The following is a 12,386-nucleotide window of genomic DNA, read 5'->3' as shown; positions in this document are numbered from 1 at the left end:
GTGAGTGCGCCATAACTGGCAGCCTCAAACTAATGGAGCTGTGTATGGGTGCTACTGATTTACCTTTCGGGCTAATGTTAAAGCTGTTTTTAAATGTCCGCTTTCCAGCTAAATTAAAATGTCCGTCAGGTCTTGCCAAATATCTCCTTGCTATGAGCCTGCAAGTCAGCAAGCGCTTCAAGCAAGTCATTTTCATTCAGTGCCCGTTGGGGCTTCTTGGCTGGATCCTTTTTGCGTGTCCTGTGCGTTGTCGCTACTGACAGCGATCGCGTGTTGTCTCGTTTATCCTGCATCAGCTTAGCTGTAGCCAAGGCATGCCCCAGCCGTTTGTTTTCTACAATCGCTCCCTGGTCAACCTCAGCCAGCCGATCATAGGCAGAGCAGGGAAGTGCAGCATTGTTTCCCCAGAGTTTAATTCTGCCATCGGGATAGTGGTACACCTCAATGTATTTCCCCATTACGCGCCGACTTTTTTCATTATCTTCAAGCAGATACAGAGTTTTATCATACTGAACTGTAAGTGATTTTGAGACCCTGCGAGGTTCCCGCCACGTAAATATCTGTTCCAGATTATCACCAGCATCAAGCGGCCGGTGAACGTCAAAATCGTGCCTTGGTGCCTTCGCAAACCGCCGGTTGTAGTCTGCCATGAACTCAGCGGCAAAGGCGTTGGCGGCTTCCGGCGTGCTGATTTTGCGCAGCCTCAGCTCTTTGACCAACCGATCCTGAAGCGTCAGATGTGCACGCTCCACGCGACCCTTGGCAGAACTGGTGTTGGCGCAGATGCCCGTGATGTTGAGCTCGTTCATCGCACGCCCGAACTGCGTCTGGCCGTCACCGCCAACCGCATTTTTGTTGTTAATGCGAAACACGCTGGCTTTGTCGCTGTAGAATGCCAGCGGTTTACCGTGCTGCTCCAGATAGCCGCGGGTGGCGTCAAAATAGGTGAACGTGGACTCAGATTTTACGAAGTGGAGCTGCATCAGGCGGCTGGTTGCGTCGTCAACATAAACCAGCAGCGTGCAGGCGGGGCCGCGATCCTCAAACCAGCGATGATCGCAGCCGTCAATCTGTATAAGTTCGCCAACGCAGGCGCGACGATACCGTGGCTGCTGGATCCTCGGCGCTCGCATTTTCCGGGGGATCCAAAGTCCCGCTCGAACCATCAGCTGACGCACGGTCTCTTTAGCCAGCACAACGTCATGGAGCTCGGCTAGCTTCTCGCAGGCAAGCGTGGGACCAAAGTCGGCATAGTTATCGCGGATGATGCCCAGAGCAAGCTCAGCAAGGCCCGGCAGAAGCTGGCGATTACCACGCAATCCCCGGCGACGGTTCGCCAGAGCCAGCGGCCCGGACTCGCGATAACGCGCTAACAGACGCCGACAGTGCCGATCCGTTATGCCAAGTCGTTGTGATGCAAGCGAGGTTGTAAGCCGGCCATCAATGACGTCCTGCAGGATCTTGAGGCGGTTAACTTCATTCATCGTAAAGCACTCCGAACCGTAAGCCGTCATCAGTTGCGTCCTCAGCCGGGAAACCCTGGAAAAAGGACGATAATGCGGACATCTCAATATAGCCAGAGGCGGACATCTGAATTTAGCCACTACAGCTAAAGTGCGCATAATCATGATTATGTTAAATAAGATATCTAGTCACGTATCGTAATCCTTCAGTTCGCCCTTCACGCCTCTTACCAGGCCCACAACTCATTTCATCACGGCGACAGTGAAAACTTATCCTACCGGTCCGTTTGTCACCACGGTGTTATATTTTTACTGACGATGTGCGTTGCTGTCATCTGTTCAACAATGTTTGCACCTATCGCTTACGGCATTGAATAAAAAATAGCATCGCTTAGGGAAATTCATCTTTCCACTACACAGAATTCATTCAGAAGCATCTAAGCGTTTCTCAGTCATCAACATTCAGTTTTATAGTTCTACCATCTGGCATATCTTTAATCTGAACTGCAATACTTCCCCTTGCTCGCATTGCTGTTACAGATTGCTGAGCACGCAAACTCTTAACTGAAAACTCACCACCCAAAACAAAAGGAATGACAGGCACTAACCGCTGATTCTGCTTAATTTTTCCGTGCGTGATCTGCCATTGATGCATCAACGAATGACCTGTTAGAAAGTCATAATCATTTAGAATAGCATCGCACCACTGAGATAAATTTTCACACATTTTTTGGCTTTCACCGGTCTCGGGATCAAATGAGTATATTCCATCCCCCTTTAAAGAAAATTGCCCACCAAATGCATCTTCTGCAAAAAAGAAATGACCATCTGTCATACCACCATAGCTTTCGCGCCATAATTTTTCTTCATTCCAGGAAAAGATATTAAAATCATCGTGTTCGTGTGTTCCTGGGAAGACATGTAGCGCTGATTCAAAACCATAAAACCCATTGCGCATTCTCAACAGAGCAACATAATCAGGAAACTTTGATGAAAGTTCGAGCTTAAGAGTGCCAGAAATATCATCGAAAGGCTTTGCTAACTCATTGCTGCAAATTGACAATAGCTTTGAGATTGGGTCTTTCATGTTACTCCTTTTATGGATCTTTATTATTACTGTATAAGGTGGCAGTTGCGGTTATATTCTTAATCGTTATTTAATGGCTAATGAATATTATTAACCATGTCATATACGCAAGTCTTGATAGCTAAAGAAAAATCGCACCAAAAGACAGGTCTGATTTTGTCAGGAAAACCCTGATAAAGAAAAATGGCTTTTTATCTTCAATTAACCCCTGGTAAAAATACTTCCCATAGAGTGCGAAAAGAAGAAATGACATTCCTCCAGACAAATTAGATATTAAAGATAAATCATCAAACCCTCTTCGATATTCAGCTATCGCCGCCGCCACATACCCAAGAACAAGAAAAATCAATGCACTGTTTGATAAAGCATCACGTTTAAAAAACATATAATTGAAATAAAGAAAAGAATCCTTACCTACCTTAGCGCCGCCAAGATTTTTATAAACAAAGATAAAAAAACAGACTCCCAACAGCAACAACAAAAATAGCAACATGAAGGATGATGCATTAAGAACATGATCATTTGAAATCATAATGGTATTTTTTCCTTAGTAGAGTCACCTTCAGATCTATTTTTTCATCATGAGAAGTAGTGGTGTAACCAGTAAAACCAATGCTTCACTGGTGCGTAAGAAAGGACAAAACTGCGCCGTTTTCTGTAGGGGCGCCATTCATGGCGACCAAAAAAAGCAAGGTGAAATTCCACAAATCCGCCGCCGCACATTGTATCACCGGGCCGACGGATTTTCCCCCACTGAGCCGCGCACCACCATCCAGCTGTCAAACGCGGGTAAAGCGCCGGCGGATTGCTGGCGGATATGGCAAATCAACCGGCGCGCGGCTTCGCGCCCCATTTCATACACCGGCTGGGCGACCACGGTTAGCGGCGGTGACATCAGCTCGGTCCAGGGAAAATCGTCGTACATCACAAAAGAGATATCTTCGGGTACGCGCAGGCCGCGTTTGGCCAGGCCGCGCAGGATGCCCATTGCAATCAGGTTATCTGAGGCAATCAGCGCGCTGGGTGGTTCGGCGAGCGCCAGCAGTTCAGTCAGGATCTGCTCAATGATGGCTTCGCTGAGCGCATTAAGCCGAATCAGCGCTGGATCCAGTTCCTTACCTGCGGCCCGGTAGGCATCAATCATTCCGCTAACACGTTGCGCCACCGGCGTGGGGCCCAACGTGATTGCCGGCGAATACGGTGCAGCGCTGCGCATGCTGGAGAGATAAGCAATTCGCTGATGCCCGGCCGCCAGTAACAGCTCCGTCGCCTGTTTGGCCACTGCGACAAAGTTCGCCTGGATGGTCTCCACCTCCATCCCCTGCACTGCCCGGTCGAACATCATTAATGAACGCCCTTCTGCCAGCACCTGGCGAAGATGTTCATTATCCTCAAACAATGAGCTGCACGGCGCAACGATGATGCCATCGACGCGCTTATCCAGCATCACGCGCACGGCTTCCCGTTCCTCGTCCAGCGTTTCATCGCTGTTACTCAGCAGCAGGTGAAAGCCCGCCTGGCGCGCGACGTCGGCCATGCCGCGCAGCGCGAGGCCAAAGTGCGGGTTTTCAATGTCGCCGACAATCACCCCGATAGTATTGGAGCGGCCAGTGTTCATGCTGCGCGCCAGCTCGTTCGGTCGGTATCCCAGCGCTTCAGCAGCCTGATTCACCCGCGATTGCACATCTTCACTGACGGAACCATACCCGCCCAGCGCGCGTGCCGCCTGAGCTTTGGAAACATTGGCGGCGCGGGCGACGTCGGCAACGGTCGGACCGCGTGAACGAGCATTTTCATTGGTCATAATTATTTCGAATCACAAGTTGATAACAACATAATTGACGCTGCTGATAGCGTGTGCTTAATATCAGTATATCCGAATGAGACCGGTCTCACAACCAGAGCCGGTTTCATTTTGCCCCGCGTTGAGACCCGTCTCAATAACAATAAACCGGCTTGGCGAACTCTGAAGTTTCACCTGCACAGACGGAAGAGCCTTATGACATCGCACAAACGTTTCAATCACCTGACCGCCGCCCTGTTCGGCACGGCAATGCTGGTTTCCGCCAGCTGGAGCGCCCACGCCGCCAGCGACAGTAATCCCTGGGGTTTGATCGAACCCGGTCATCTCCGCGTTGCCAGCCTCGGCGACGCGAAGCCCTACACCTTCACCGATAAAAACGGCAACTTCACCGGCTTTGACGTCGAATTCTTCAAAAATGTGGCGCATCGCATGGGCATCGATCAGGTGGATTTTATCGGTCAGGACTTCTCCGCCATTTTGCCGGCGGTGGCAAATGGCCAGTATGATGCCGGCGTCGCCGCGATTGGCATCACCCCGCTGCGCGAAAAAACCGTCGATTTCTCCACCGGCTATCTTGCGGGCTATCTGACGGTGCTGACCCGCAGCGATTCCGGGGTGAAAAACGTTGAAACCCTGGCGCATAAACGGCTGGGGGTGATTCAGGGCACGCTGCAGGAGAACTATGCGCTGCAGCACTTCAAACAGACCGATCTGGTGCGTTTCCCCGATAACAACGCAGCAGTGTCCGCGCTGAATAACGGCACGCTGGATGCCATGTTCCTCGATTACGAAGCCGCCAAAGATTATGCCACCCGCTTTAAGCTGGTCACGGCGGCGAACATCCCTTCATTTGACGCGCCTGCGGGTGTCGCCATCGCCAAAGGCAAGCCCGAGTTCAAAGCAGCGCTGGATAAAGCCATCAAAGCGGCGATGCAGGATGGGACCTGGAAACAGCTGTACCAGAAGTGGTTCCCGGGTTCGCCAATGCCGCAACAGTATCTGCCCGGCGGCCAATAACCCTGCGCATCGTTATGCGTGAGACTGCATCCGGTGACGGCGCATGTCCGTCACCCGCAACCGAGAATCGGCTATGGATCTGATCACTATTCTTTCCCGTACGTTTTTTGATATTCCATCGATGATGGACGTCCTGCCACAGCTGCTGGCAACCGGACTGGTGAACACCATCATTATCTCCGTGGCGGCCACCGTGCTGGGCACGTTATTCGGCCTGATACTGGCGCTGATGGGCATCTCGCCCTCGCGCTGGCTGCGCGTGCCCGCGCGGCTGTATACCGATCTGTTTCGCGGCTTGCCTTCCATCCTCACCATTCTGTTGATTGGTCAGGGCCTGGCGCGTTTCAGCTATCAGCTATTTGGTCCGACGCCGTATCCGCTCGGCATTTTTGCCCTGAGCCTGATTGCCAGCGCTTACATGGGCGAGATTTTCCGCTCCGGTATCCAGAGCGTGGAACAGGGGCAGATGGAAGCCTGCCGCGCGCTGGGAATGAGCTATGGCCGGGCGATGCGCCTGGTGATCATTCCGCAGGGCATCCGCCGCGTGTTGCCTGCGATAGTCAATCAGTTCATCGCCATCATCAAAGACTCGTCGCTGGTTTATCTGCTGGGCCTGATGACCGGTCAGCGTGAGCTGTTCCGCGTCGGCCAGGATGCCGCCGTGCTAAGCGGCAACCTGTCACCCCTGATGCTGGCCGGGCTGTTCTATCTGGTGATCACCGTGCCGCTCACCCACGCCGTGAACTACATCGACGTCCGCTACCGTACCGGACGTCGCCGCGCCACCGCGCCACAAAGCGGCCTGAAGGAGCTCGATGAAGTGCAACAAAAGCGCAACGTGGTTCCGGCGGTCTCCCTTACCAGCGAGCGAGGACACTAATATGGCCATGCCATCTGCATTTCACGGCGCCAGCCTCGAGCTGCGCAATCTGACTCTGGCGTACGGCCCGATTGAGGTGCTGCGTAATGTGTCACTGAGCATCGAACCGGGCACCACCACCTGCATCATCGGTCCCTCGGGATCGGGAAAATCCACCTTACTACGCGGCATCAATCGCCTGCATGAGCCGAAGAACGGCGATGTCTTACTGGCCGGGCGTTCTGTCCTGAAGGACAAGCCCGATGCGCTGCGGCTGAGAATTGGCATGGTGTTTCAGCATTTCAACCTGTTTCCCGATCATAGCGCGCTGGAAAACGTGGCGCTGGCACCCTGGAAAGTGAAAGGCCGCCCGAAAGCCGAAGCGCTGGAGATCGCCCGTCAGCGGCTGGCCGAAGTGGGCCTTGCTCAGCGAGCCGATCACCGGCCGCGCGATCTCTCCGGTGGCCAGCAGCAGCGGGTGGCAATAGCGCGCGCGCTGGCGATGGAGCCGGAAGTGATGCTGTTCGATGAAGCCACCTCGGCACTCGATCCTGAGCTGGTGAAAGGCGTTCTGACGCTAATGGCCGATTTGTGCCAGCGCGGCATGACCATGGTAGTCGTGACCCATGAGATGGGCTTCGCCCGGCGCGTGGCCGACCAGGTGGTGTTTATGGATGAAGGCGAAATCGTGGAAGCCGGCACGCCGGAACAAATCTTTGACCGTCCGCAGTCCGCGCGCCTGCAGCGTTTTCTGTCGGAGGTGCTGTAATGACACATCTTCAGGTTAGCGGCCCAGTCCGCACGGCGCTGGTGGGGTTTGGCGTCGCCGGCAGCGTGTTTCATGCACCGCTGCTTGCCCATAACGCCGACTATCGTCTCGACGTTATCGTCACTGGCGATGCCCAACGCGTAGCGACCGCGCAGCAACGTTACCCCCAGGCGCGCGTGCTGCCGGACTGGCCAGCGCTGCTCAAGGCCATTGATGGCGGCGAGATCGGCATCGATCTCATCGTGCTGGCCACGCCACCGGCGCAACACGCGGAGCAGGCTGTACAAGCCAGCCAGCGCGCGATCCATCTGGTGGTGGATAAACCGTTCGCACCAGACGTGCAGGCGGCAGAAATGATGATCGCCGCCGCGCAGCAGGCCAATACCTTACTCACCGTGTTTCATAACAGACGCTGGGACGGCGATTTTCTGACGTTGCAGCGCCTGGTGCACCAGGAAGCCTTCGGCACCGTAAGGAGTTTTGAGTCGCGTTTCGAATGGTGGCGACCGCAGGGATTCGGCAACTGGCGTGACAGCGTCACGCTGGCGCAGGGCGGTGGTTTGCTGCTGGATCTCGGCAGCCATCTGATTGACCAGGCCATCCAGCTCTTTGGCCCGGTCGCCCATGCCACGGCAGAGCTGGCGCGCCATTCCGGCCCGCAATCGGACAGCGACGAGGACTGTTTTGTCTCATTGCTGCACCACAACGGCGTGCGCTCGCGGTTGTGGATGAATGGCCAGGCGGCACTGAATGCGCCGCGCTTTCACCTGCTGGGCAGCAAAGGCGCTTTCACCCACTGGGGGCTGGACCATCAGGAGCCGCAGCTGGCGGCTGGCATGTCGCCCGGCGATAGCCAGTACGGCGTCACGCCGGCAGAAAACGTTGCCCGGGCCGGCACGGTCGGGGCAACCACAACGGTGCCGATTGAACGTGGCGACTACCCCGCTTTCTATCAGCTGTTAGCCCACGCGCTGTTACATGGTGGGCCGCCGCCGGTTGATGCGCGTGAAGCGCTCGGCGTTTTACAGCTTATTGAGCAGCTCCATCAGCAGCATCGCGTACGTATTGCCTGAAGGGCGAACATTTTTTAACAGAAGGAATGAATGATGTCTGACAAAACCGTGGCAAAAACCGTTATCGTGCTGGGTGGCGGCATCCTCGGCGTCTCAACCGCCTGGCAGCTGGCGCAGGCGGGCGCGCAGGTCACGCTGGTGACGGAAGCGGCACTCTGCTCCGGCGCCACCGGCCGATCCCTCTCCTGGCTCAACTCCGCGGGCGAGCGTTCGCAGCCTTACCATGCGCTGCGCATGGCGGGCATTGACCGCTATCGCACGCTGTTTGCCCGTCATCCGCAGCTCGACTGGCTGCGCTTCGACGGCGCGATTTACTGGGCCGCAGACGATGAAGCGGGCACCAAAGCGCGTCATCACTATGAAAAAGCGCAGGGCTACGACTCAAAGCTGATCAATCGCGCCACGGTCGGTGATGTCGATGCGCAGGTGAATCCGGCCAGTCTGAGTCAGGTGGCGATTGCCAACCCCGGTGAAGGCTGGGTCAGCCTGCCGCATCTGGTTGAGCATCTGGTTCAGGCATTGCGCGCGCTGGGCGGAGAGATCGTTGAGCACGCCGGTAAAGCCAGCGTGATCACCAAAGACGGCCGGGCCAGCGGCATTCGCAGCGAAAAACGCGGTGAGCTGCTGGCCGATCGCGTACTGGTAGCGTGTGGCCCGTGGACGCCGGAAGTGGTTGCCCCGCTCGGCGTGCACATCCCCAACGGTTCTCCGGTCTCTATGCTGGTGACCAGCCAGCCCGGCGATCACCGGCTGCAGGTGGTAATGAATACGCCGCGCGCGGCGGTCCGGCCTAATCCCGGCAACACCATCGCCGTCGATCATGACTGGTATGAAGAGCACATCGTCGCGCAGGCCGACGGGCAGTACAGCATTGATACCGCAGTCATTAACCAGCTGATGGCGGAAGCAGGTAACCTGATCGCTGACGGCGCGCCGCTGAAAGCCAGCAGCTGGAAAATCGGTCTCAAACCGATTCCTGGCGATGGCGAACCGGTGGTCGGTGAGCTGCAGCAGGTTCCCGGCTGTTTTGTTGTCTTCACCCATTCCGGCGCCACGCTGGCATTGATCCTCGGTGAGATACTGACGCAGGAGATACTCACCGGCGTTAAACACCCGATGCTGGCGACCTTCCGCCCGGAAAGATTCAGCTAACGTCAGCACCAGCGCCACGATGATGGTGGCGCTGGCTACACGCCCTATTGTCTGTCACACACCTCTCATTTGCCCGATCCCATCGCTTCATCCACGCGCCCTTTCCGCTTCCCTGCTGGTCTGATATCCGCGTATTGCCGGTTTCTTTTCCGATGACAACCGCCAGGGCCAGATAAACTAAGAGTCCGCTATTGAGGCCACAAAGCTTCAGCGGCGGAAAATGTCACATTTTTCACGCAAATCACGACAATCTGAACACAGGAAACCCCTTATGCGTATCGCCATACTCGCCCTGGAAGGCAGCGTACTGTCCGCCGTTGCCGGAATGACCGACCTTTTCTGGATAACCAACAAAGCGATTGCATCTTCCCCCGTGCACGCCGCACGCTTTCCCGATAAAGCTTTTGAAACGCTGATTGTCAGCGCCAACGGGGATCCTGTGTGGGATACGGAAGGCCGCCTGATTCACATCGACAGCTCATTTCAGGGGGCCGGTGCGGTTGATGTGGTGATTGCGCCCGGCATGTTGCTGGGGCCCGACCTGCAACCGATCAACCTCGACAGTATCCGTCAGGCTGCCGGCTGGTTTAACAAACTCTATCAGCAGGGTGCCTGGGTGGCTGCTGCGGGCACCGGTGGCGTGATCCTTGGCGAGGCGGGTTTGCTGAATGACCGTTCCTGTACCACCACCTGGTGGGTCAGCCATATGCTGCAGGCGCGCTATCCGCAGGCGCGACTGGCGAAAGGCAAAACGCTGGAGGAAGACGATCGCGTCATTACCAGCGGTGGCTGTTTTTCGTGGATATCGCTGGCCCTGTATATCATTGAAAAAAGCGCCGGCAAGGCGGTGGCGGATCTCACCCGGGAGATGTCGCTGGCCGATAACCCTGTGCTGCACACCCACCTTCCCGGCTCGCCGGGTACGGGGAAAAGCAGCACGCCGTTTCTGGTGCGGGCGCAGGAGATCATCCGCCTGGAAAATCCCGCCATCAATGCCGCGCAACTGGCAGCCGCGCTGAACGTTACCGGGCGTACCCTGCAGCGCAGAATGAAAGCCCTGTCGCAGGAAACGCCAAAAGAGTTTATTACCCGCATCCGCATTGAACTGGCCTGTACCATTCTGGCCAGCACCGACGTCAGCGTGCGTCAGACCGCCTTGCAGTGCGGTTACAGCGAAGATACCGCCTTTCGTAAAGCCTTCCATCAGGTGATGGCGATGACGCCGGCCCAGTATCGTGAGTGGATTGCACACCGTAAGGCGCAGGTAATTAGCGCAAAATAATACGCCACGCATTTTGAAAGTTATTTAATTACTTCAAAATTAATGATCCTGAAAAGTTAATTTATTCATAATTTTTGAAATAACCTTTTGTGAGGTCCTGCCGATGTACGGTGGGTTGTCGCTTTATTCCTTTTAACTTTTTATCAGGTAACAATATGATGAATATTACTCAAAGACTTACCCTGGCTTTCATTTTACTCTCAGCTTCACTGGTGGTGACGGGCATTATTTCTGTGCGACTGTTAGGCGGTTTTCAGGAGCGCTTTGAATATGTTCAGGTCAATGCGATTCCCTCTATTCGCGATCTGTCCGAACTGATTGATCGCAGCAATAAACTGTCGCTCTCCCTGTATAAACATCAAAGCCAGACTGACAATGCGCGTATGCCGCCGGTCGAGAAAGAGATCGCCCAGCGCCTGGCCGACATTAAAACGCTGGCAGAATATTATTTAGCCAATGATATCTCCAGCGACGAAGATAAGCAGATGACCATTAAAGGCCTGGCGACGCTGCGCGTGGTTGAATCGCGATTACCGGCGTTTCTTGCTGCTTCGCATGCTCATCAGGATGACGTCACGCTCGGCATGCTGGAAGCCGAAAGCGGTATTGGCGGCGCCATCAGTCAGTTAAAAAATGATTATCGCCAGCAGATGGCGCTTAATTTGTCGCTGGGTGACGGCTTGCGCGTGGTGAACCAGGAGATCTATCACCGCACATTCTGGGGATTGAGTGCCGGGGTCACGCTGACACTGCTGTTACTGGGTACGCTCACCGCGTTAACCCTGATGCGCATTCGTCACAGCCTGAAAGCAATTGGGCAGGTGATGGATCACGTTGGCAGCAGCCTTGACCTGAGCGTCACCGCCGATGACAGCAAAAAAGACGAAGTCGGCAACATGGCCCGCGCCTTTAACCAGCTACTTGACCGGGTTGGCAGCGCGCTGGCGCAGGTCAGTACCGCTTCTCACGCTGTCAGTTCTGCGTCGGCACAAATCGCCGCCGGCAACGAAGATCTCTCCTCGCGGACGGAACAGCAGGCCGCCTCGCTGGAACAGACGGCGGCCAGTATGGCGGAACTGAGCGAAACCGTGCGTCAGACGGCCGACAATACCCGGCAGGCTAATCGTCTGGCCGGTAACGCGACAGAACTTTCAGACGCCAGCGCGGTGTCGCTGGGCAATATGCTCAACACCATGGCGGAGATCCGCTCCAGTTCGAAAAAAATCACCGAAATTGTCACGCTGATCGAAGGCATTGCCTTCCAGACCAATATTCTGGCACTGAATGCTGCCGTCGAAGCGGCGCGCGCCGGCGAACACGGAAAGGGCTTTGCGGTGGTCGCGGGTGAAGTGCGCAATCTCTCGCAGCGTTCAACCCAGGCGGCCAGGGAGATCAAACAGCTGATTGATACCTCCTACAGCCTGGTGGAATCGGGTGCGGTACAGGCCGAAGCGGTGGAAGAGAACATGACAGGACTGAAAACCGCGTTCCGTCAGGTGAATGATTTGGTAAGCGAAATCGCTGCCGCCGCCGAAGAGCAAAACACCGGCATCTCGCAGGTGCACCTGGCGATTAATCAGATGGATGATGTCACGCAGCAGAATGCGGCGCTGGTAGAGGAGGCTTCTGCCGCATCCGCGTCATTGCAGGATCAGGCGCAAACTCTGTCCGGCCTGGTGAATCAGTTTTCACTGGCCGGGTCCGCGCGACCTGCTGAGCGCCCGAAAACGGTCTCCGCGCTGAAACGTCCGGCTGCTGTACCCGTGGCCGCCGGGCACGGCATGGACGCGGACTGGCAGAGCTTTTAACCCCATCCGGCCAGCCTGGCGCTAAATAGCGCATTATTCCGGACCGCCGTGACGTTGACGGCCGGTCCGGCT

The 12,386-nt window shown here is 55.6% G+C and carries 11 protein-coding genes; 7 read left to right on the top strand and 4 right to left on the bottom strand.

The genetic code is table 11. The features are described 5' to 3' along the window. Positions 1–125: 125 nt before the first annotated feature. The 4 genes from KOL70_RS18895 to KOL70_RS18880 all read right to left on the bottom strand — a co-directional run bounded on the left by KOL70_RS18895 (position 126) and on the right by KOL70_RS18880 (position 4,354). Positions 126–1,514, bottom strand: a complete 1,389-nt coding sequence (locus tag KOL70_RS18895; RefSeq protein WP_215480316.1) for an ISNCY family transposase — start codon at positions 1,512–1,514, stop codon at positions 126–128. Between the two features lie 397 nt (positions 1,515–1,911). Further along, positions 1,912–2,550 (bottom strand): SMI1/KNR4 family protein, encoded by a 639-nt coding sequence (locus KOL70_RS18890; protein WP_215481341.1) that lies wholly within the window; start codon positions 2,548–2,550, stop codon positions 1,912–1,914. A gap of 121 nt (positions 2,551–2,671) precedes the next feature. After that, on the bottom strand, positions 2,672–3,082 hold the full coding sequence (locus KOL70_RS18885) for a hypothetical protein (protein ID WP_215481340.1): 411 nt from the start codon (positions 3,080–3,082) through the stop codon (positions 2,672–2,674). 195 nt (positions 3,083–3,277) lie between these two features. Beyond that, complete coding sequence (locus tag KOL70_RS18880; RefSeq protein WP_215481339.1) at positions 3,278–4,354, bottom strand: LacI family DNA-binding transcriptional regulator; 1,077 nt, start codon at positions 4,352–4,354, stop codon at positions 3,278–3,280. A gap of 195 nt (positions 4,355–4,549) precedes the next feature. Here KOL70_RS18880 and KOL70_RS18875 point away from each other — a divergent pair, with 195 nt between their 5' ends. The 7 genes from KOL70_RS18875 to KOL70_RS18845 all read left to right on the top strand — a co-directional run bounded on the left by KOL70_RS18875 (position 4,550) and on the right by KOL70_RS18845 (position 12,314). Beyond that, complete coding sequence (locus KOL70_RS18875; protein ID WP_058759175.1) at positions 4,550–5,371, top strand: ABC transporter substrate-binding protein; 822 nt, start codon at positions 4,550–4,552, stop codon at positions 5,369–5,371. A gap of 73 nt (positions 5,372–5,444) precedes the next feature. After that, complete coding sequence (locus tag KOL70_RS18870; protein ID WP_021509434.1) at positions 5,445–6,251, top strand: amino acid ABC transporter permease; 807 nt, start codon at positions 5,445–5,447, stop codon at positions 6,249–6,251. A gap of 1 nt (position 6,252) precedes the next feature. Then, positions 6,253–6,999 carry an amino acid ABC transporter ATP-binding protein gene (locus KOL70_RS18865; protein WP_021509433.1) on the top strand — a complete coding sequence of 249 codons (747 nt, stop codon included), beginning with the start codon at positions 6,253–6,255 and terminating at the stop codon, positions 6,997–6,999. Then, positions 6,999–8,072, top strand: coding sequence for a Gfo/Idh/MocA family oxidoreductase (locus tag KOL70_RS18860; protein WP_215481338.1), 1,074 nt, complete (start codon positions 6,999–7,001; stop codon positions 8,070–8,072). Before KOL70_RS18865 ends, KOL70_RS18860 begins: the two co-directional genes overlap by 1 nt. A gap of 33 nt (positions 8,073–8,105) precedes the next feature. Next, the gene (locus KOL70_RS18855) at positions 8,106–9,224 is read left to right on the top strand and encodes an FAD-binding oxidoreductase (protein ID WP_058776330.1); all 1,119 of its coding nucleotides are present in this window, start codon (positions 8,106–8,108) and stop codon (positions 9,222–9,224) included. Between the two features lie 271 nt (positions 9,225–9,495). After that, positions 9,496–10,506, top strand: a complete 1,011-nt coding sequence (locus KOL70_RS18850; protein ID WP_058776331.1) for a GlxA family transcriptional regulator — start codon at positions 9,496–9,498, stop codon at positions 10,504–10,506. A 158-nt stretch (positions 10,507–10,664) separates the two neighbouring features. Continuing rightward, on the top strand, positions 10,665–12,314 hold the full coding sequence (locus KOL70_RS18845; RefSeq protein ID WP_058776389.1) for a methyl-accepting chemotaxis protein: 1,650 nt from the start codon (positions 10,665–10,667) through the stop codon (positions 12,312–12,314). Positions 12,315–12,386: the final 72 nt, after the last annotated feature.

It is taken from the genome of Pantoea sp. B270, from assembly GCF_018726825.1.
Classification (GTDB): Bacteria; Pseudomonadota; Gammaproteobacteria; order Enterobacterales; family Enterobacteriaceae; genus Pantoea; species Pantoea dispersa.
Note: the sequence above shows the minus strand (reverse complement) of the source record. Positions and strands in the feature narration are given on the sequence as shown.